Here is a 20,621-nt window from a genome sequence, read left to right as displayed (position 1 = left end):
TTGGTCACTTGATCTAAGCGAGCCCCAAACGTTACTGGATGGGGCGATGACCTACTATGCACAGGCGCTATCCTTCTCCTGTGCTGATCAGTTATTCACGTCGTTAAACGGTGAACTTCCTTGGACACAAGAAAGTATCATGATTTATGGGCGAGAGACCCTCAGCCCGCGCCTTCAAGCGTGGCATGGTGATGAAGGCATCTCTTATCGTTATTCGGGTAAAACCTTTACAACTCTACCTTGGACGCCAAGCCTCGTAGGGCTTTGTCACTCTATTAATCAAGCATTTGGTTTAAAGCTTAATTCAGTACTCGCCAATCTATATCGTGACGGGCAAGACAGTATGGGTTGGCATGCCGATGACGAAATGGAACTTGGATCTGACCCCATCATAGTATCTGTTAGCTTGGGGGCCGAACGTGATTTCGCTGTACGCCGAATCGGTGAGCAGCGTCAGGCCGGAAAGCTAGCATTAGCCCATGGCAGTTTGCTAGTAATGGAAGCGGGAATGCAAAACCGATGGCAACATAGCTTGCCCAAGCGTCAAGGGATAAAACAACCGCGCATTAACTTAACGTTTCGCGAAATAATTCATAGCCGCATCAGTTTGCCATAACAGCTTCTAGGCGGAACATGATCACTGGCGTGGTTTCATAATTTTTATCACCACTCCATTCTAATCCCGGTGCCACTTCGAAGAACATCCAAGACTTATAAACTTGGCGACGATAGCGAAAACCTGCACTGTAGTTATCGAATGTGGCTCCATATTCAGTATCACCTCGTGCCTGGCCAACCCAAGCGATTGCAGCCTTCCGGCTCAACTCTCGATAAGATCCTAGACCATAGCGTAATTCAAAAAAATCGTCGTTAAGCAGATAAGATGCTTTGGTTTCTAAGCGTAATAAGCGTTCAGTTGATAACGGGTAGTCAAATACTAGTGACGTATCTTCGCCATAACCTGTGCTTGTAAAGTAAGACAAGGTCTGAGTAATACGCATATTCCAATGATCAAAATACGCTAAACGACGAGCACGAATCCGCACAAATGGATCGGGCGGTACCGCCCACTTCACCCCTGCATCAATGTTAGTGCTCCAGTATTCAGTTTCTCGAATGATGAAACGCAGTGCCGCACTATACGTTGGGTTTTCGATACTTTCTAAAGGGTCACCTTCGCGCGCTTGCTCATCTTCTGATTCTAATAGCAGGTTTAAACGCTCATTGGTGTGAGGTAATACTAAACGAACGCTGGCGCCAAATTTATAATCGACCGGATCACCAATTTCGCGCCGCGTATAAAAGGATACTTTCGCAAGGCTTCCCTTCACATTCTCTTGCGGAAGGGTTTCGTCAAAAAAAACATCGACGAAAAAAGAATCAATGCCACCCGACAAGTTATCAAGATGATTAACCAACCAACCACGAGAGCGATCCAACATATCGTGATCGATGTCTGTTTCAGCTCTGTCCACTTCGCGGGGAATATCCGGCAACATCATTTCGACTTGCGGTAACAGCATTGGTGGCTGCATCGAGGCTTCGGCAGAAGCCACGCAACATAACGCTAACAACCGCCAGAAAAAATGCATAACTATACAGGGTCGTGGTGAACCAGAATTTCTGCACGCGGGAAACGCTCCTGAATTTGTGCTTCCAAGCGATCTCCAATTGCATGCGCTGATTTCAGCGACTGAGTACCATCTAGCTCTAGATGAAATTGAATAAACTGTACGACTCCAGATTGCCTTGTACGCAGATCGTGATATCCCCGCACGCCTTCACAATTTGAAATCAGATCAATCAAAGCATGTTCGTCTTCTTCTTCCAGTGCTCGATCCATCAGCACATTCAAACCATCTCGCACGATACCGTAAACGCTGTAAAGGAGTACCAAAGCAATGATCAAAGCCACTGCAGGATCTAACCAGTACACCTGCCAATTGGCCGCAAGTAAGGCCACAACAACAGCGAGGCTCGTTAAGATATCGCCATAATAGTGCGCAGAATCTGCCTTAATAGCTAAAGACCCAGTCTTCGTATAGACCCAACGCTGATAGAGCACTAAAACAATCGTCGCCATAGTAGAAAACAACATCACACCAATACTTTCACCCAGCGCATGCAGCGCCTGAGGATTGGCTAAACGATCAAGAACGTGCACTAACAACACGACAGCCGAACCCAAAATAAAAGCTGACTGTACCAAAGCAGCTAACCCTTCAGCCTTATAGTGACCAAAAGGATGGTCATTATCAGCAGGCATTAAGGCGTAACGAATAGCAAAAAAGTTAACCATCGATGCGACAATGTCCATTGACGAATCCAACAATGACGACAACACGCTAGCTGAGTCACTGGCCGACCACGCAAAGATCTTGGCAATAAGTAATATAATGCCCGTCGCCATTGAGGCTAGAGCCGCTCGTTTAATATGGACAGAAGCTGGATGAGTCATAACAAGAACGATGCCATTAAAAATCGCATTATGCCAGAAGTGAACCCATTTGGTTGCGCTTACTGGCCGATTTAAACAGTAAATAACTGCTATACTCCCTAACTCAACGAAAGAGTGTGACGCAGGTCAGATTGAACCTAGCTACAACTTGACCGATATGGCGCACTTTATACATAGTGGAACAGTCGTAAAACACTGGGTGAACTCATAATGTCTATAAAAAATGCTCTAGTGGTCGATGATTCAAAATCTGCCCGAATGATGTTGCAACGCCTCCTTAGTAAAATGAATGTACGGGTCGATACCGTGGATAGCGCAGAAGCAGCACTCTTGTTCCTAGAAGGCGCACAGCCCGACATTATTTTCATGGATCATATGATGCCTGGCATGGATGGTTTGGAAGCTACACAAATCATTCGCTCAAACCCCAAAACGTCGGGCATCCCGACCATCATGTACACCTCAAAAGAAGGTGAAGACTATTTCAAAATGGCACTGTCTCACGGCGCCAGTGGTGTGTTAGGTAAGCCAGCCAACCAAGAAGCCGTTATGGCAGTGATTAAATCGTTAGATGCGCCTGCCGCGAATGACGACACAAAGGACAGTGCACATGCGATTCCTTTAGTCGAAATAGATCATTTAATTCAAAAACACGTCAAACAAGCATTCGCCATAGCGCGCAGCGAAATAACCGCAGGTATCGATACCACAGCACAACAATTACAGCATCATCAGCGCCACCAACTAGAGATTATCCAGCAGCAGTTGCAAGCGCGCACTCAGGAAAGCAAAGAAGAGCTAGAACAAGCCCTCGATGCCAATGCGCTCTATAAGCTAACCCAACCGTTGAATCAGCGCTTAGCAATGGCAGTAGCCGATAAGCTAATTAAGAAAAATGCGGATGATTTAGTCGCCGTTATGCACACCAATAAAGTAGAGTTAGAAGCTTTGGTAGGAAGACAAAATAAAGAACTGCGTCGCGTCATACGCAGCGCCAGCATTATGGCCGGAACCATCGGAGCTTTGCTTGGTTCTGCCGTTGGAATCTTAGCGGCGCTTCTTACAAAACTGATCTAACGCATGAAATGATGCCGAATACTTCCTAGACAGGTGTATTCGGCTCGTTTAGACCCCCTCTGCTCTTCCCATTCCCATGCTGCCTGTTTAGACTGAAACTCAGAACATAGCCAAACCACTGTGTGTGAGGCTGCGTATTTCATCTTACCTATCATGGATAGCCAAATGATAAGAATACTTGGATTAGCCGCCATTGTTGCATTGAGTGGTTGTGCCGCTCCTGCTCCTTTAGTGATTGCCGGCTCAGGAGTGCACGCGATTGCACGCCACGACGAAAACATTAAGGTGCGTTCTGCGGCAGCGCTAAAAGACGAACCAGATCTTCTCACTTACTCAATGCAGTCTATTGGTCGCGGCAAAGCAACCGAAGCCATTCAGACTTACATGCTGGGATACGATAATCCCGATTACAGCACTAACATGAAATCACTGGCCTTATACCAAATTGCCTTGATTTACATGAACCGTTTTAATGATGATCGTGATGATGAAAAAGCACGTGAGTATTTACAGCGTCATCGCGAAGAATTTCCTAATTCACTACTTGCCACTCGCATTCAAGGCCATCTAGAAATTCTACGGAAACGTGATGAAGCCCCAGTGACAGACCACGCCGCTCAATTGCTAAAAGAAGTCGATCGCGAAGCTTTGTTAGCACAGGATCTAACGCCCTACGATGCTGATTTAAACCCAATGAGCGAGCGTGCCATTGCCGAAGATCGCACTGCGGACGCCGAGGCGGTATATAACATAGTGTATGACAATGTCGCTTCTGGCGACGAAATGCGCGCCAAGTCTTTATATCAGTTAGGCCTTATTTTCATGAGCCCATACAATAAAGACGCTAACCGCATGAAAGCTTTAGATTATCTGCGCAAAGCGAATGAAGAATTCCCAGATTCAAGCATTCGTGAAAAGGTTGCAATGAAAATCACCGAACTGCTTAATCGTCAGAATTAATCAGCAAATAGCCCAGTAAAAAATCACTTTTACTGGGCTTTGTTTAAATCTACTTCTGCCTTAATTACTCTATCGACCAAGTCACGTCATTTTCATCAGCGACACAACTATTGAAGTCATCAATATTGTCATTACTACAAACAACATCGGTGGCAACAACTTCGCTGCCATCAGTAAAGACCTTTACTAGAATCCATTCATCATTATCAATCGCAGTATTGAGATCGCTACATTGACTGTATTGGCTGCAATTTAATTCTTGAGCGCCGTCATAAAGAGTAATCACACCCGACGAATCATTAGCTAAAGCACTGCCTAATAAAATGATTTTATAGGTATAACTACTACCCGTATAATCAACCGGAGAGCTATCGTCTGTGACTAAACTCGCAGCGGTAATAGTTCCCGAACTCGACCGTGTTTGCTGCACAGTAATGTCGTAGCGATAACCCCAATCGTAACTAAAATTGGCAATATCAACCGGTAAAATCTCCCAATCATCTGAGCTATTTAAGCGATATAAATAGCATAGAGATGCGCTAGATTTACCACAATCGCTCAAAAAAGGAGCAATTTGCCAATCGACTTCGGTTTCGCCTTCACAATCGCTACTGAAGCCTTCTTCACTACTAGAGCAAATCACCTGATCTAACGTTAACTCACCAGCATTAATACTAAACTCACCAACAACAACGTACTGATTGCTAACAGCTGTCGCCAATACTTCGCAGTCGCTTGCACAGGTAAAGTTTTTCTCGCCGCCAAGATACCAAGCATCTGCGCCTAGTTGCGTTAATACCCCATTCTCTGTGTATAGGTTAATTTGAAAAGGCGTATCTATTGTCACTACTGGCACATCTTCTTCAATGCTGTTGTATGAATAAGAACTAGGATTACCATTGCTGTTAAAAGACGTAGTTACATTAATAGTGTAACGATGACCCCAAACAAAATCGGTAAATCCTGACAAATTGGCGTCTGAAATTCCCCAGCTATCGGTACTCAATTCGCGTGTACGAAAGCAAATATCAGCAGAATTTTTATCGCACTGTGCCTTGTAGTAATCAACTTGCAAAGTTTCTTCTTGATCACTCCAATGCCTTCCGAGCTCAGGGCAACCCGAGAGAACCAGTGTTGCCATCAACAAGGGCAGATACAGCATAAACTTCATATCAATGTCTCATCTTCAATTAACGGGGCCGCATAGTTTAATAACAAACGCCGCACCACGGCTTCAGGTTCATTTTGAACTCGAGACAGTAAAGCACGGCAACACGCCTCATCAACTTGGCCCGGGTTTACATCGGTGGCAAGGTTAAAGTGTCTTTGTAGTAAAGATAACGCGGCGCGATGAACCGGCATAACAACGGCCAATGCCTTAATCTGTCGATCAATCTCCGCTGCCATTGCATGGGCATCAGCCAACATGTCGTCTTTCAAAGGCGAGCCGAAGCATACACGAACATGCCCCTTATAACCGGTCAGCCCACGAATAACACTTTGCGTATCTTCGTTAGCCGCTTTGGCATATGAGGAGCCGTCTGCGCGAGCAACCAGCTCTCTCGCCTTTAATACGTCACAAGGATCCCATTCATACTGAACTAGCACCGGCACTGGCCTAAGGGAGGTTAACGTCGTCGTAAAATCATCTTTGAGTTCACGACCACTGAGCGCAAGCATTTTCAGAACGGCTGTATCCGTTTTATCGCGACTGTCTTTTGCACGACCCTCACGCTGCGCCAACCACACCGAATGACCTTGATCTAACGACTGCTTTATATAACCCGATAATCTTTGCAGTTCGGTTAATTTTTCCCGCTTACTCGCAGCAGAGCGTTTAACGACAAAGCTTTTATTCAGACGCATAACATCGGCTAACACAGGGTTGTGCAATAAGTTATCACCGATGGCGATACGAGCGGTGGGCCAGCCCTGACGATGTAGCGAAAAATTGATTAAAGTGGGATCCATCGCGATATCTCGATGATTAGATAACCACAAATAAGATGCACCACTGGCCATATCGTCGAGACCCGCGACTTCAACCCGCGACGTGGTTTTGTTGATCAGTTCTTCAATCCAGCGCACCAGCCAAGTTTGCACCTCGTCGACACTAGTCATAGCGCCCAAGCGACGCCGGAGATGCCACCCAACTAACCAGTAAAGCGCGGGCCTAGTCCAGGCAGGACTACTAGGGAAACGATAGCCCACCAATGCTCTTCGTAACTCCAAAGACTGACTGAGCCTAGTGATAACCCCCGACACTTCATTATCGTTATAGGGACGTATGTCAAAATACGGATCATGCATGGGTTGTGACAACCTCTAAACCAATGTTTCTATAATGCCAAAGGTAGCCCACAACGTCGTCAGGTAAAACGAGAAACTCTGTTTTTCGAGATATTGAAGTTGGGATTGGTGTATTCTTGAGTCAGCAACTTATTGCTATAGGTAGCGTCAGAGAGCGCCATGACAAATAGGTTCAATGAAACCATCTTTATCAATCAATCGTCATAGGGTAAACAATGATCGATCAATGGGACCCTTCACTACCCACCACTAATTTTCCTGATTCTGCGCTGCTGCAACGCATAGCAGAGCAAAGCAAAGTGTTACGCCTTCAAGGCAAAGATGCGTTAACACTAACCGCTGAGGAGTTACAGCAAGGAGCTAGCTGGATTCAACAAAGCGAGGAGATCTGGTTAAACACCATTCCGACACTAAGTGATGCCACTTTAATTGATCTAGCCTTTTTCTATACTCAGGCCGAGATGACTTTATCGGGTTTTCAAGCAAAAGCCAAAAATCCAGCGATATGGATTTTTCGCTATTTACGCCAGATGAAACGTCTGCCAGATAAGGCCATTATCCGCGAGCTGAAAGCTCTAACAGATAATCGTTTCATCCCTTACGGAAGTGTTTTGTAAGAGGCGGACTAAATGCCTGTAACGCCTGTTTCATATCGTGCAGGCGAACAGGCTTGGTTAAATAACCATCCATTCCCACGTCTTCACATAACTGCCGCTGCTCTTCCATAGCATCAGCAGAAAGAGCAATGATTGGAATATCTCTGATATCTGGGTTAGCGCGTATGGCTGCTGTGGCTTCAACCCCGTCCATAACCGGCATATGACAATCCATCAAAATAATATCGGGGCGGGTATGTTCTAGATAACGCAAAACTTCCCCACCATGGGCTACAACGGCCACTTCGCAACCGAGATGACGCAATATCTGCGTAACCACCTTCTGATTAACGGGATTATCCTCGGCCAGTAAAATATTGATGCCTTCAAGCGCTAATTTATTCTCACTCTCCTCATGGTTGAAGCGCGTAATAATGTCCGACACTGGGCGCGTTTTATCCAGCAAACGAAGTAATATTCGTTTCACTTCTTCTTGTCCAATCGGCCACTCCCAAGAAGCATCCATACCCTGCTTTGAAAGACGATCACTGCCTTCAAAAAAGCCGTTATCTGCGGTCATAGCAATTCGGCCGCCATGCTCCCGAACGGCTCGACGTACATTGTCAAAATTGGCTTTACGATACAGAGCACTAGAGATCACCAGCACATGCGGTTGGTGCCGACTAAGTTCAGCTATCAAGGATTCTATATTCTCAAACTGACGAACGCGAAAACCCATTTTCCGAACAACCGATACCACCAAAGCACGGTTGATCGCCAGCGCATCAGCAACCCATATATCGTAAGAATTTTTAGTCGTTAATAAAGTGGTCGTCAGGCTATTTTCCACCTCTATTGCAGCAACTGGTAATGTGATGTCCATCCAAAAACAAGAGCCAATACCTGGGCTGCTAACAACGCCTATTTTGCCACCCATTAAATTCGCTAACCGTTGACAAATATTCAATCCCAATCCGGTTCCGCCCTGATTCGCTGATATCGCACCATGAGCAAAGCTGTATTCTTCAAACAACAACACGGCTTTATCGGCTGAAATGCCGATACCGCTGTCTTCAACACTGAAACGTAAAGTGGCATCATTCTCAACTTGGCGCACTAAGACGACACGCAGCAGGACATGTCCTTCATCAGTAAATTTGATCGCATTTGTTAAGAGATTCATGAGTACTTGTCGAATGCGAGTGGGATCACCAACCACATGAGACGGCACACCGTCTTCGAAAAATAACTGTATCGCTAGCGATTTCTCACGTGCTTTAGGACTAACAATTTCAATTACACGCAAGGCCATATCATTTAAATCAAAGGGCGCCACATTAAGCGTTAATTTATTCGCTTCGATTTTTGATAAGTCCAGTACATCATTAACTATCGCCAGTAAATGTTCGGATGAGTGAGATATGGTGCGCAAATACCCTTGCTGCTCTGACGTCATTTCAGTGCTTTCTAAAAGCGACACCATGCCCAAAAGACCATTCATCGGAGTGCGTATTTCGTGGCTCATACTCGCTAAAAAGCGACTTTTTGCCGTGCTAGCGTCTTCTGCAAATTTCGTTTGCTGCTTGAGAAGGTTTTGAGCATTGGCCAGCTCAGTTATATCGCGACTAATAACGAGTAAAGACGCTAACTTTGTTGCTCTGACAATTGGCACTAATTGATTAGATAAGGTTACTCGCTTACCTTGCCCTCCTATCAGTTCAAGTTGATAAGATTGAGGCGTCAATGTCTCGATTGCGCGGGAGAGAGAGTTCTGAAATACGGACTGTTGCTCTGGTGCTAAGCATTCACCTATTTTATGCCCAACCAGCAACTCACCATCGAAATATTCCGAGGGGCGATTGCTTTTAATGATGGTGCCATCTTGAAGAATTTCTAGAATGGAATCAGGTAGATGATCCCAAATTAGTTGTAATTGTTGCTCAGACTGCAGTAACCCTGAACGCTCCGACTGGAAGCGTCGCCGGGATAATTCTTGAACAATAATGATGCCAATAAGAACGGCGATAATAGGTAAAGTCCAGAACCAGAGCATAGCAATATCCCTTGGCCTGAACCGGCCAGCCTATATTAACGCTTAAGCCGCTACATTATTGGTTAATTGCAATACAAACTGCGGTTGATCTGTTGGCCAACTTAAATGAATCCAGCCATCTCGTGCAGCGGTGTCAGACACACCTCCCGGAGAGATACAAATGCGCAATACATCCTTCGCATCACTGTCCTTAAGCAGCCTATTAACAGACACCTCATACTGCATCTGCGTTATAGCAACGGCCGCCGGTTGATGCTGACTGATCAGCCAACCAAAATGTACGGGATCTGACGTCACCATAAGGTCCCATCCAGCGCGTCGAACGCAGGCTGCAACATCAGCAGATAGATCGTCGACATCCGCTAACAGCACCAGTTTATGCCCACCGAGATCGAGTTCTTCCGGTATTGGCATATTGTTGTTGTTAAGAAAATCAACAAAACTGTCCACTGGGATGCGGTTGTCGCCGCGCCCTGGAAGCTTATATGCATCGAGGTGACCGCGCTCGATCCAACGAATCACTGTACGGAAGTTAACTCCGCAGTATTTCGCTACCTCGCCTGTTGTAAGTGCTTGTTTTTCCCGCACAGCAAACTCTCAATTTGGTAACTACACTAAAACCAGTATAGATAGCCCAGCGTTATTGCAAGGTGAATTCGGCAGATTTTTTTAATCCTTTACCTTAATTGCGATTCTGCGCACGGGGCTGTGATTCGTATATTTATGACGGCGTATAGCTGAGACAGGGGCTCCCATGCAGTTGAACGTTCTTCTGGTCGATGATGAAAACGGCATTATTCAAGCACTTAGACGTATGTTGCGGGCCGAGCCTTATCAACTATTCGAAGCTAGTGATGGTGAAGAAGCGTTAGAGATCATTCAACGTGAAGATATCCACCTCATGGTCACCGACTACAAAATGCCCCATCGTGACGGCATCTCCTTGTGCGAAGAAGTGCGGCGTCTATCCCCTGCTAGCTATCGATTACTGCTATCGGGTCAAGTCGACTACAAAGCGCTCCAGCAAGCGTGGAAAGATGGCGTTGTACATCGCTTTGTTGCTAAACCATGGGATAACTACACGCTAACCATGCACATACATGAAGGGCTTAGACAGCATGCTCTTTTACAGCGTTTAGAGCAGATGCAACAAGCGATTGTCGCTGATCAAGCCATGCTGTTGACCGACGATAACTGGATTGTTCGCTTGGCTAATCCTGCATTATGCCGAGCACTAGATTGCCGAGAAAGTGACCTACTAGGGGTAAACTTATTTTCTGCCAGCCTTTCGACTATCGCCATCACGCTGGAGGCCGAAGTCACCCGCCAGCTGGATGCAGGCCAAGTATGGCTCGGGTATTTCAACTTATTAAATCAAAATCACGACCAAGTACCGAGCTGGATGGCGATTAGTCCGCTGGGGAAACGCTACAGACTGTGTGCGCTCAATTTAGTCAACGAGCATGATCTTAATCATGCCGACCCCGCCTTAGCCGTATCGAGCTACCACAACACTAACTCACGAAAAGATCAGTCAGGTACGAGCAACTCCGAATCACTCGTTAACGCCGACACCACAAGCCTTGGCGCAGAAGAGACGTCAATTGCCCCTGTAGCCCAATTGGAATTTAGAGCCCTTCCAGTATTTAACGCACAAGGGGGGCTAGTCGCCTTAGAAAGCCATCAACTAGGCAATTATTCAAAGACGGAGTGGGACAGTTGGTTTAGTCAGTTGGTTAATACATGGGATACCTGCTTCACCGAAACCTTAAATGTCATTGTCGATGCCAGTGGTTTAGCACCTAGCTGTACCGACCACTTTTTGGCTGCACTCAATAACGCACGCCAACAGATACCAATCCAATGCTCTGTTATTTTGGATGAAGACTATTTAATCAGTGACGAACCGAGTGCCCAAGCTTGGCAAGCACAGCTACAAGAACATGGCTGCAAACGTTTGATCAGTCATTTTGGTCGTAGTTTTCTCAATGCCCGTCAGATTTTAAATCTACCTATTGACGGAATCTCCTTAGCACCCGAGTTTCTCACCAATATTCAAGACGCAAAGACGGGGGCCGCCGGGATAAGAATGTTGCAAAAACTGCATGAACACGGGGTATTGATCTACGCGCGCAACATTCATCAATCGGAAGCCTTAGCAGCAACCCACAAAGCCAACATCGATTGGCTCAGCGGTGCGGTTATGTCGCACGAACTGCATCTTAATCAGCTGCATTGGTATGGACCTGATAGTCAATTGGGGTAACCTTAACCCCAAGGTTGGCTATCCCTTAGGGGGCTGGGTATGATAGCGGACTAAACTCAGGAGCCGACTGTGAATAAAGATAAAGCCTACCACCAGATTGCCCTCGCCTGCCTCAAGACTCTGCACGGAGGCAGTGCTGCAAACTCTAACGATCAAGTTCAAGAACTGTACAAAGTGATTGATCAAGCATTCGAAGGGCAATTTGCCTTGTTGCTGACGGAACTGGAGGATGCTAAAGCGCGTCTACACCAAATAGAACAACTAGACCCGCTCAAGCATTCGCTTGCTGATGCTCAAGCGATTATTCAATACAACGGAACAGCACACTAGGAGCTGGCATGTTATCGCCGCGTTACTGGATCTTTTTTTTAATCGTATTAGCCGCCATTGGTTACTCTATGTTGAAACCCGACACTCTGACATCTGCAGATTCTAGTGACATTATTACTAGCCCTGCAGACCCGTTCAGTTACCGCTATTTAGAATTAGATAACGGCCTCAAAGTCGTGTTAATTAACACACCAAACACCGACAAAGCCGCCGCAGCAATGACCGTTAGTGTCGGCAGTGGCGATGATCCAGATAACCGCAATGGCTTAGCTCACTTCCTCGAACATATGCTGTTTTTGGGGACAGATCCGTATCCAGAGCCAGGCGAATACCAAGCCTATATTAGCCGTAACGGCGGTAGCCATAACGCCTTTACTGCGCACGCCCAAACAACCTATTTTTACGAAATAGAAAACGATGCAATGGCAGGCGCACTTGACCGCTTTGCTCCTTTCTTTATTTCTCCGCGCTTTGATGAAGCTTATGTCGATCGCGAGAAAAATGCCGTTCATGCAGAATTTCAATCTAAGTTAAAAGATGATTTCCGCCGTATTTTTTCTGCCGAAAAACAGGCAATGAATCCCGAACATCCATACGCTAAGTTCTCAACCGGTAACCTCGATACGCTGTCAGATACTGCCGATAGTAAGGTACGAGATGACTTACTCGCATTTTACAAAGAACACTACTCATCTGATCGTATGACACTTGTATTAGCGGGTGATTATCCATTAGAACAATTAGAGGGGTGGGCACGCAGCCATTTCTCCGCTGTGCCTAAACGTGAAATTGCCAAGCAGATTAATCACAAGCCTCTGTTTGTTGAAGGCCAGTTGCCACTCGACATGAATATCGAACCCGTAAAGGAAATTCGTCGCTTACAGTTCACCTTCCCAATGCCAGAAGTCATGAGCCTGTATGATTATAAACCCGTACAACTGCTGTCGAATTTAATTGGCCACGAAGGCGAAGGCAGTCTACTCGCCTATCTAAAACAACAAGGCTGGGCTGAAGCACTTAGCTCTGGTCGCGCGATCAGCACCGAAAATGAATCTGCTTTAACGGTGCAAATTAGCCTTACTCGCTTGGGTCTTTTGCATACCGAAAATATTACTCAAGCCTTAATGCACTACTTTGAGTTAATGAAAGTTAAGCCATTTCCAGAATATTTAAAAACAGAACAGCAGCAACTGAACGAATTGACTTTCCGCTATTTGGAACACGGACAGTTATCCGACTATGTAGTGCGCGTCAGCACTAATATGCAGTTATTCCCTGTTCAAGATATTATTTACGGAAATTACAAAGCGCTTATTCCGACCGACGAACAGATGCGTCCATACTTAAATGCTTTGAGTGCTAACAATATGTTGCGCACTCTAATCGCGCCGGGTGTTGTTACCGATATGGTTGATCCTTGGTATGCAACGCCAATGCGTATTCGCCCTAGCGACTACGCTAAGCTGGATATCGAAACAAATGGTTTAGATGCCTTGCACCTACCAGTAGCAAACCCTTTTATTCCAACCGACTTTAGCTTGCATGCGGGTACCGAACGCGCAACGCCAACGGCGTTGATACATAACGATGGTCAACAAGCTTGGTACTATCCAGAAAACGAATTCAAAGCACCGAAAAGCCAAATCATTTTGCGCTTAGCACTAGAGCCGGTGCAACAAAGTGCGCGCCAACAAGTACTGGCAAAGTTATACGCCCGCGCTATTAATGAAGCATTAAATACCTACAGCTATCCGGCATCGTTAGCGGGTTTAAATTACTCGCTTAGCGCGACGAATCGAGGCTTAGATATCGGTTTCGGCGGCTACCAAGATAAATTACCTGAACTGATGCGCCGTGTTTTAAGTGAAATGAACAACCTAGTCATTAGCGATGATGAATTTGAACGTTATCGTGCATCACTGCAGCGCTCGTTAGAAAACAATCTAAAAGCCAAACCTTTCCAGCGTACCATCGCGGAACTCAAGCATTGGTTATATGAGCCATCTTTCAATGAAGACGATTTACTGGCTGCGCTAGCCGATGTGAACCGTGAAGATGTGATTCGCTTTGCTAACGAGTACAGCAACGACTTGTCCAGTATTCTTTATGTCCACGGTAACGTTAGCGAAAAAGACGCTAAAGAAATGGCGGATATCGTTGCTAAACGCTTCCCTGCCAATGCCTCTACCTTGCCTTTGCCAGAAGTTAAACAACTTCCAGAGGGTCAATTCAGTCAAGTGATTGAGCAAGAGCATCCTGACAATGCCTTTAGCCTATATATTCAAGGGCAAGCAACCGACGATAATAGTCGTGCGCGTATGTCGCTGCTAACGCAAATACTCAGCGCGCCGTATTACCAATACATGCGCACAGAACAGCAACTTGGCTACGTTGTCGTTGCCACTGCATTTCCACAGCAAACGGTTCCTGGGCTGTTATTTGTCGTGCAATCACCAACCGCAACCCCGAACAAAATCATGCAACAAAGCCAAATTTTCTTCGAAAATTTCGCACCTCAGCTAGCCGCGACGACACCTGAGGAATTTGCTGCATTCAAAGAAGGTTTAGTGACCTTATTATTAGAAAAAGCTAAAAATATGCCAGAAAAAGCTGGGCAATTCTGGCAAGAAATAACGGTTGGTCGATACAGTTTCGATACCCGCAGTGCCATTGCCGAACAAGTTAAAACTCTTACTCTCGATGACATTATCACGCTTTATAATGATGCTATTACCGAGAAGAAATTTAGCTGGGCCGTATTTAGCAAAGGTGGTGACATCGAAAACCTTACGCCTCTGTCCGAGCAAAACCGCAGTCAGCTCCCGGCGTTTCCGCGTCCCGATTTAACGGCAATTCCAACAACGAACTGACAGCTAGATCAAACTGGCGTCACAGCGCTTTATCGAGCTGTTGACGCCGGTATTGAGCCGGAGACAACCCTTTCCAGCGTCGAAATGCATGACTAAAATTGGATAAATCGGAATAGCCAACCCGCTCCGCAATTTCATCCAATTGAATATAGCCAGCACTCAGCAAGGCTTCTGCCATACCTAAGCGAACGTCATCTCTAACAGCCCGCCAACGCGTGCCTTCTTCCGCTAACTGACGATGCATCGTGCGGGTCGACATAGATAGATAACTCGCCACCCGCTCCATACTGGACCCTAAGCCGGAGTGTAGTAGTGCATTGCGTACCTGTTCCGCAAAGCCCTGCCATTCCTGACGCGTAGCCAATAAGTCACGACATTGCTGCTCACACACCGCTAACGTTACCGCATTGGCCCTAGGTAAGGGTTTATCTAATATCTCGGCTGATAAAACGACTGCATTGCGTTTGGCGTTAAATATCACGGGGCATTGTGCCAAACCATTTAAGACATGGCGCTGCTGCGCCGATAGATCAGGCTCTGAAGAGGTGAGCTCTACCCGCTCTCGCGGCACTTCACCATTAAAAATTTCCCGCTGGATCAGCAATAGAGCGCCGATATCTCGCCCTAGTGCCATCACCCCTCCTAGTCCATCGTGACGTGGGGTATAAACCATGATGGCCTCTTGTCCCTCAATATGCAGCGAGATATCGCAGAAAGAATAGGTCAAATCAACGTAACGTAACCCTAATTCAATGGCCTTGCCTAAACTCGGACTGGCCAGTAAAGCAAAACCCCAAATGCCGTAGCTTGTGAGTTGATAGTTCAATCCCAATTCGAAACCAGCCAGAAACGGACTATCCACATGCTCCGCTAAGTTATCCAGCAGCCTAAACTCTTGCGCCTCATTCACCATTTGCATTGGATTAAATGGCATTAATTCCTGCAAATGAGTGCCTGTCAGCAGAGCTTCAGTATCAATACCGCGCGAGCGCGCAAATTCCAGAATCAGAAGTACACTACTAATACTGCGACTGAGCGAGCGATTGACCATTTAATGTACCTTGCGTGTCCGATAATCACAAAAACTCGTCCGATTGTGACATGGCTTATTGCGAACGTCTGCCACAAAATGAGCTACTCGTTTAAATAAAGATAATAATAGGTGACGCATGCAACACATTGAATGCCTTATCATTGGTGCCGGCTTCGGCGGAATCGGCATGGCAATACAATTAAAGAAATCTGGCAAGTCTGATTTCCAAATATGGGAAAAAGCCAGCGATTTCGGCGGTTGCTGGCGCGACAACACCTATCCCGGCGCTGCCTGTGATGTGCCATCCCATCTATATTCTTATTCATTTGCGCCCAAAAAAGACTGGCAGTACCGTTTTGCACGTCAACCAGAAATTCTCAGCTACATCCAACAATGTGCTCAGCAATACCAAGTTATCAGTCACCTGAGATTTGATCACGGCGTACGCTCGGCAGAGTTCGACACCGAGCGGCAGCACTGGGTAATTGAGGCTGAAAATGGCAATCAAATTACGGCACGTTATCTGATTACGGCAACGGGGCAACTTAATCGCCCTCTGATTCCAAACATCTCGGGGCTAGATGATTTTAAGGGTGAGCACTTTCATTCTGCTCAATGGCGTCATGATATTGATCTCACCGGAAAAACAGTGGCTGTTATCGGCACTGGCGCCTCCGCAATTCAATTTGTACCCGAAATTTCTAAGATTGCGGCTCAGGTCACCTTATTCCAACGCTCCGCTCCCTATGTCTTGCCTAAGCCTGATCGCGCATACACGCCGTGGGAGCACGCACTACTGAAATGGGTACCGGGCCTACAAAAACTGAGTCGCGTAAAAACGTACCTACAATATGAAAGTCGCGTTTTAGGTTTTCGTTTTCATGAACACCTTATGAAAATTATGGCAGGACAATGGGCTCGCTACATGAAGTCCCAGATTAAAGACCCTGAATTAAGAAAAGCCTTAACACCTAATTATCCGATGGGATGTAAGCGCATACTGTTGGCTAATAATTACTACGAAACCATGAAACGCAACAATGTCTCTCTATGCAGCGATGGCATTAGTAGCGTTAACGACTCTGGTATTATTGATAACAATGGCCAGCACCATCCTGTGGACGTCATTATTTATGCGACGGGTTTTAAAGCCACCGAATTCCTAGTACCAATGACAATTACAGGGGCTAACGGTCAATCCTTGCACGACGTCTGGAAAAACGGTGCCGAAGCCTACTTAGGTATTAATGTTCAGGGTTTCCCAAACTTATTTATGTTGTATGGGCCAAATACAAATCTTGGCCATAACTCAATAATTTATATGTTAGAAAGCCAATTTCGCTACATTCTATCGGCGATCAAATACCAAGAAAAAGGTGGTTTCCGCAGTATTGATGTACTGGCAACGCCGCAGAGAGCATTTAACGAAAATATACAAACAAAGATAAAAAATACCGTCTGGAATCAAGGCTGTCATAGCTGGTATATCACCGACGAAGGTAAAAATACCGTTAATTGGCCAACCTTCACCTTTAACTATCGGCGCATGACGAGTGAGTTTCATCCAAACGACTATCATTGCCAACAATAGTTAAACCAAATACTAGAGATAATTACCATGATCAAAACAGCCTTTATTACCGGTGCCGCGTCGGGTATCGGCAAGTCGACCGTTGAAGCACTCTATGCCAATGGCTGGACACTCGGCATCGCTGATATTAATCTCGATGCATTAAAAGAATACAGTGCAAATTGGGACCCAAATCGGGTGCACTGTTATCAACTCGACGTGCGTGATGCCAACCAAGTAACCGACTGCATTAAAAGCTTTGCCGAGAATAATAAACAGCGACTCAATCTATTATTCAACTGCGCTGGCATTTTACAAATTGATCGGTTTGAAGACATCAGTACGGCACGTCATCAACAAATATTCGATATCAATGTGATGGGCGTCGTGCATGGCTGCCAAGCCGCCTTTCCATATCTGCGCAACACACCAAAATCACAAGTGATCAATATGAGTTCAGCGTCTGCCACCTATGGTGTTCCTCATTTGGCAAGTTACTCTGCCTCCAAGTTTGCAGTACGCGGCTTAACAGAAGCGCTTAATATTGAATGGGCAGACCATAAGATCAGCGTAACCGATATTATGCCTCCCTTCGTTAATACCCATATGGTTACCTCTCAGACCAGCGAATCACGTATCCTAAATCGCCTAGGTGTAAATCTAGACGCCAAGGATATTACCGCAGCAATTCTTGCCCAAATTCAGAATCCTAAAACCCACCGTGCGGTAAGTTTACAATTTCAGATTCTCTATGCGCTGAATCAAATCACTCCTTCATGGCTCAATCGCCAGATGATGCGATTTTTAAACCGACCGTAAGTACTTCTAGCCATGAAAGAAAAAGGCCACTATCAAAAATAATAGCGGCCTTTTTATCATTCAGGTATCTCTGTATTCGGTGGATTAATATCTAACAAAAAATGTCCGTAGATATCCTGCTGCACCAGATCCACAACAATCACCATGGCAACCCCCATGAACTCGCTATTCACAAGAATATGCTCGTATTGATCATTCATACGATAAACGTGTGTAACAGCACCTGTGCGGCAATCAAATCCACAAAAATCGGCCACCGGAATGGCCTCTACGTACTGCCATAAATGCGGTACAGGCTGACCTGAGTTTACTCGCTGTGGATTAATGCGAGTCGCAGCAAATTCTTCCGGTGTTAAACGTCTTGTCATCATTAAAATAGCTTTTTAAGTTTATCTTTGGCTTGTTGTTCAGCTTCTTTCTTTTTACGCTCAGCTTCGGCTTTTGCAGCCGCTTTTTCGGCGTCTATTTTAGCCTGAGCAGCTGCTTTTTCAGCATCTATTTTAGCTTGTGCTGCCGCTTTTTCAGCATCGACTTTAGCTTTGGCTTCACGCTCTTTTTGTACAGTAAAATCTTCTAACTGCTGACCCGCCATGTCTTTAAGCGCATTGAAACGATCACTCATAGATCCATCCATCGCCGCCAACTGCTGTAATTCGCCAATGTAATCACCGCCATACTGAGTAATTTGAGCGGTCAAACGTGTGCGTAATTTAGCCTCTAGCTCATCTTGCTTCGCACGTATGCGCTGATTGAAGGCTTTGCTTAGCTGCTTGTCCAAATCAGAACCAAATTCTATTTTTGGCGTTAACAACTTGCCTTTAGCACCCGCATTGACCGTAAACTGCGTAATACCGGCCAGTGCTTGATTCATTTCTCGGGCGAATGTCGTTTTACCTGCACCACTAAACTTCGCATCACGCACGGTCGCATCAGCCGTCGCATTAAGTTTACCCGCGACAACTTGCGCATCGGCTTTCACTTGCACCCGCGATGATGCTAATTCAGCGCCGGCTATGCCCAAATTAACCGGTGCAAGACGCCAGTCACTGATGGTTAACATAGCGCTATCGGTTGCTGGCTGCTGGCGATGATCAAGGGTTATCAAACCACTAAGATCACCGACCCGTTGTAACTTATCACCTGTAATCGTTAATACCGATGGTCGCCGCGTGACGTCCTGTTGGTGGGTAAGATCGCGACCATTAATCACTAAATATCCACCATCGAATGGACCAGTAATATGAGCATTACGAATCAAAAATTCCGGCCAAGGGTCATTGCTCGGAAAATGCACAAAACGTCCGGTGAGGCGCGACTCTTCAATAACCTCGGGCTCTTCCACACCATCAGATGCTAGATATGGACTAATAAGTTCATACCAATATAGTGCTTGGCTTGCCCATTCAGCCGCTTGATCGCCAAATAGCAGGCCTGTCATATTGGCAGCACCGCTGGCATTAAGCTGATATTTGTCGCGCAAATAAGCTAAATCTTCACCCGGTGCATTTTTCAAATTAGCAGCTGCCAGCTGAATATCTTTACGACTCGCTTGAATAACATCTCGCGCTTGCTGAACCGCAGCTTGATCCGCTTTAAAGCGTTTCTTAAGCTCATCAAACTTAGCTTTACGCTGTTTAAAATCTTCTAGCGATGAAAAACTACCACTTGTTAGCGCTTTAAGCTCAGCTTCATACTTAGCCAAGTCAGCTTGAGTCGGCACACTTGCCACAGCGGCTTCAACGTCTGCTTTACGCTGCTTATAAGTGGCTTCCATAGCCTCACCCGCAGCCGTTGTTTTTAACGGTTCACGCGCAAAAATTTCATCGGCACTTGGTAAATCTTCAACACTCACTAATGGCTCTTCTGCGGCTTTTTTAGCAGCCTCGGCGGCAGCCTCCTCCGCAGTCGGTTTTGCAATCGCGCCGCTTTCTGTGCGCTCAGTATTGAACTGCAAATTACTCACCCCAAGGTCACGAACAATGCCTTTACCCAACAACAATGGCGCTAACTCAAGTTGCGCATCAGCTTGAGTAAATTCGACCAAATTACGCATCGGTTCACGCGCATCGGTAACCTGCAGACGATTTAAAGTAACGCCCAGCGGGTTAAAGCTAACATCAACGTCATCCACACTGACCTTCGCCCCTGCAACCTCAGTACCTATGTACTCGATACTGCTTTTAATTAACCAAGGCAAAGCTAAAACGAAAATAACAACAAGCAGCGCCGTAACGGCAATAAAGCCTAATAAACCAGACCAACGAATCCATTGTTTCATG

At 46.0% G+C, this 20,621-nt stretch carries 18 protein-coding genes; 9 read left to right on the top strand and 9 right to left on the bottom strand.

Annotated features, from left to right (window positions below; all coding sequences use genetic code 11):
- Positions 1 to 46: 46 nt before the first annotated feature.
- Positions 47 to 616 carry an alpha-ketoglutarate-dependent dioxygenase AlkB family protein gene (locus tag TOL_RS05070; protein ID WP_158505904.1) on the top strand — a complete coding sequence of 190 codons (570 nt, stop codon included), beginning with the start codon at positions 47 to 49 and terminating at the stop codon, positions 614 to 616.
- On the opposite strand, the gene TOL_RS05065 is transcribed toward TOL_RS05070, so the two are convergent.
- Positions 603 to 1,523, bottom strand: coding sequence for a hypothetical protein (locus tag TOL_RS05065; protein ID WP_015486220.1), 921 nt, complete (start codon positions 1,521 to 1,523; stop codon positions 603 to 605). The genes TOL_RS05070 and TOL_RS05065 overlap by 14 nt on opposite strands.
- Before the next feature lie 71 nt (positions 1,524 to 1,594).
- Positions 1,595 to 2,458 carry a cation diffusion facilitator family transporter gene (locus TOL_RS05060; RefSeq protein WP_041588405.1) on the bottom strand — a complete coding sequence of 288 codons (864 nt, stop codon included), beginning with the start codon at positions 2,456 to 2,458 and terminating at the stop codon, positions 1,595 to 1,597.
- A gap of 210 nt (positions 2,459 to 2,668) precedes the next feature.
- On the opposite strand from TOL_RS05060, the gene TOL_RS18185 reads away from it, so the two are divergent.
- A complete protein-coding gene (locus TOL_RS18185; RefSeq protein ID WP_015486218.1) occupies positions 2,669 to 3,535 on the top strand; it encodes a response regulator in 867 nt (288 codons plus the stop codon).
- Positions 3,536 to 3,700: 165 nt separating this feature from the next.
- Positions 3,701 to 4,495: a tetratricopeptide repeat protein gene (locus TOL_RS05050; RefSeq protein ID WP_041588404.1), complete on the top strand. Its 795-nt coding sequence runs from the start codon at positions 3,701 to 3,703 to the stop codon at positions 4,493 to 4,495.
- Positions 4,496 to 4,559: 64 nt separating this feature from the next.
- On the opposite strand, the gene TOL_RS05045 is transcribed toward TOL_RS05050, so the two are convergent.
- A complete protein-coding gene (locus TOL_RS05045; protein WP_015486215.1) occupies positions 4,560 to 5,666 on the bottom strand; it encodes a DUF4377 domain-containing protein in 1,107 nt (368 codons plus the stop codon).
- Positions 5,663 to 6,616, bottom strand: coding sequence for a 1-acyl-sn-glycerol-3-phosphate acyltransferase (locus TOL_RS05040; RefSeq protein ID WP_051052376.1), 954 nt, complete (start codon positions 6,614 to 6,616; stop codon positions 5,663 to 5,665). Before TOL_RS05040 ends, TOL_RS05045 begins: the two co-directional genes overlap by 4 nt.
- A 404-nt stretch (positions 6,617 to 7,020) precedes the next feature.
- Between TOL_RS05040 and TOL_RS05035 the strand changes: the two genes are divergently transcribed.
- Complete coding sequence (locus tag TOL_RS05035; RefSeq protein ID WP_015486213.1) at positions 7,021 to 7,422, top strand: hypothetical protein; 402 nt, start codon at positions 7,021 to 7,023, stop codon at positions 7,420 to 7,422.
- On the opposite strand, the gene TOL_RS05030 is transcribed toward TOL_RS05035, so the two are convergent.
- Entirely contained in the window at positions 7,397 to 9,454 is a 2,058-nt protein-coding gene (locus tag TOL_RS05030; protein WP_015486212.1) for a response regulator, read from the bottom strand. The genes TOL_RS05035 and TOL_RS05030 overlap by 26 nt on opposite strands.
- A gap of 42 nt (positions 9,455 to 9,496) precedes the next feature.
- On the bottom strand, positions 9,497 to 10,042 hold the full coding sequence (locus tag TOL_RS18180) for a helix-turn-helix domain-containing protein (protein WP_015486211.1): 546 nt from the start codon (positions 10,040 to 10,042) through the stop codon (positions 9,497 to 9,499).
- Positions 10,043 to 10,208: 166 nt separating this feature from the next.
- Here TOL_RS18180 and TOL_RS05020 point away from each other — a divergent pair, with 166 nt between their 5' ends.
- From TOL_RS05020 to TOL_RS05010, 3 genes are all read left to right on the top strand, one after another.
- The gene (locus tag TOL_RS05020) at positions 10,209 to 11,720 is read left to right on the top strand and encodes a response regulator (protein ID WP_015486210.1); all 1,512 of its coding nucleotides are present in this window, start codon (positions 10,209 to 10,211) and stop codon (positions 11,718 to 11,720) included.
- A 69-nt stretch (positions 11,721 to 11,789) separates the two neighbouring features.
- Positions 11,790 to 12,050: a hypothetical protein gene (locus tag TOL_RS05015; protein ID WP_015486209.1), complete on the top strand. Its 261-nt coding sequence runs from the start codon at positions 11,790 to 11,792 to the stop codon at positions 12,048 to 12,050.
- Between the two features lie 8 nt (positions 12,051 to 12,058).
- Positions 12,059 to 14,920 carry an insulinase family protein gene (locus TOL_RS05010; RefSeq protein WP_015486208.1) on the top strand — a complete coding sequence of 954 codons (2,862 nt, stop codon included), beginning with the start codon at positions 12,059 to 12,061 and terminating at the stop codon, positions 14,918 to 14,920.
- A gap of 19 nt (positions 14,921 to 14,939) precedes the next feature.
- On the opposite strand, the gene TOL_RS05005 is transcribed toward TOL_RS05010, so the two are convergent.
- Positions 14,940 to 15,971, bottom strand: coding sequence for an AraC family transcriptional regulator (locus TOL_RS05005; protein ID WP_015486207.1), 1,032 nt, complete (start codon positions 15,969 to 15,971; stop codon positions 14,940 to 14,942).
- A gap of 118 nt (positions 15,972 to 16,089) precedes the next feature.
- Between TOL_RS05005 and TOL_RS05000 the strand changes: the two genes are divergently transcribed.
- Complete coding sequence (locus tag TOL_RS05000; RefSeq protein WP_015486206.1) at positions 16,090 to 17,544, top strand: flavin-containing monooxygenase; 1,455 nt, start codon at positions 16,090 to 16,092, stop codon at positions 17,542 to 17,544.
- Between the two features lie 27 nt (positions 17,545 to 17,571).
- Positions 17,572 to 18,342, top strand: a complete 771-nt coding sequence (locus TOL_RS04995; RefSeq protein WP_015486205.1) for an SDR family oxidoreductase — start codon at positions 17,572 to 17,574, stop codon at positions 18,340 to 18,342.
- 56 nt (positions 18,343 to 18,398) lie between these two features.
- On the opposite strand, the gene TOL_RS04990 is transcribed toward TOL_RS04995, so the two are convergent.
- Positions 18,399 to 18,713 (bottom strand): hypothetical protein, encoded by a 315-nt coding sequence (locus TOL_RS04990; RefSeq protein WP_015486204.1) that lies wholly within the window; start codon positions 18,711 to 18,713, stop codon positions 18,399 to 18,401.
- Positions 18,713 to 20,620 (bottom strand): TIGR03545 family protein, encoded by a 1,908-nt coding sequence (locus tag TOL_RS04985; RefSeq protein ID WP_015486203.1) that lies wholly within the window; start codon positions 20,618 to 20,620, stop codon positions 18,713 to 18,715. Before TOL_RS04985 ends, TOL_RS04990 begins: the two co-directional genes overlap by 1 nt.
- Position 20,621: the final 1 nt, after the last annotated feature.

The organism is Thalassolituus oleivorans MIL-1, assembly GCF_000355675.1.
GTDB classification, from domain to species: domain Bacteria; phylum Pseudomonadota; class Gammaproteobacteria; order Pseudomonadales; family Oceanobacteraceae; genus Thalassolituus; species Thalassolituus oleivorans.
Note: the sequence above shows the minus strand (reverse complement) of the source record. Positions and strands in the feature narration are given on the sequence as shown.

Coding starts and splice junctions, on each gene's coding strand:
- TOL_RS04985 (WP_015486203.1), bottom strand. CDS start 20,620: ATGAAACAATGGATTCGTTGGTCTGGTTTATTAGGCTTTATTGCCGTT.
- TOL_RS05000 (WP_015486206.1), top strand. CDS start 16,090: ATGCAACACATTGAATGCCTTATCATTGGTGCCGGCTTCGGCGGAATC.
- TOL_RS05030 (WP_015486212.1), bottom strand. CDS start 9,454: ATGCTCTGGTTCTGGACTTTACCTATTATCGCCGTTCTTATTGGCATC.
- TOL_RS05020 (WP_015486210.1), top strand. CDS start 10,209: ATGCAGTTGAACGTTCTTCTGGTCGATGATGAAAACGGCATTATTCAA.
- TOL_RS05035 (WP_015486213.1), top strand. CDS start 7,021: ATGATCGATCAATGGGACCCTTCACTACCCACCACTAATTTTCCTGAT.
- TOL_RS05010 (WP_015486208.1), top strand. CDS start 12,059: ATGTTATCGCCGCGTTACTGGATCTTTTTTTTAATCGTATTAGCCGCC.
- TOL_RS05050 (WP_041588404.1), top strand. CDS start 3,701: ATGATAAGAATACTTGGATTAGCCGCCATTGTTGCATTGAGTGGTTGT.
- TOL_RS04990 (WP_015486204.1), bottom strand. CDS start 18,713: ATGATGACAAGACGTTTAACACCGGAAGAATTTGCTGCGACTCGCATT.
- TOL_RS05005 (WP_015486207.1), bottom strand. CDS start 15,971: ATGGTCAATCGCTCGCTCAGTCGCAGTATTAGTAGTGTACTTCTGATT.
- TOL_RS05070 (WP_158505904.1), top strand. CDS start 47: ATGACCTACTATGCACAGGCGCTATCCTTCTCCTGTGCTGATCAGTTA.
- TOL_RS18185 (WP_015486218.1), top strand. CDS start 2,669: ATGTCTATAAAAAATGCTCTAGTGGTCGATGATTCAAAATCTGCCCGA.
- TOL_RS05060 (WP_041588405.1), bottom strand. CDS start 2,458: ATGACTCATCCAGCTTCTGTCCATATTAAACGAGCGGCTCTAGCCTCA.
- TOL_RS04995 (WP_015486205.1), top strand. CDS start 17,572: ATGATCAAAACAGCCTTTATTACCGGTGCCGCGTCGGGTATCGGCAAG.
- TOL_RS05065 (WP_015486220.1), bottom strand. CDS start 1,523: ATGCTGTTACCGCAAGTCGAAATGATGTTGCCGGATATTCCCCGCGAA.
- TOL_RS05045 (WP_015486215.1), bottom strand. CDS start 5,666: ATGAAGTTTATGCTGTATCTGCCCTTGTTGATGGCAACACTGGTTCTC.
- TOL_RS05040 (WP_051052376.1), bottom strand. CDS start 6,616: ATGACTAGTGTCGACGAGGTGCAAACTTGGCTGGTGCGCTGGATTGAA.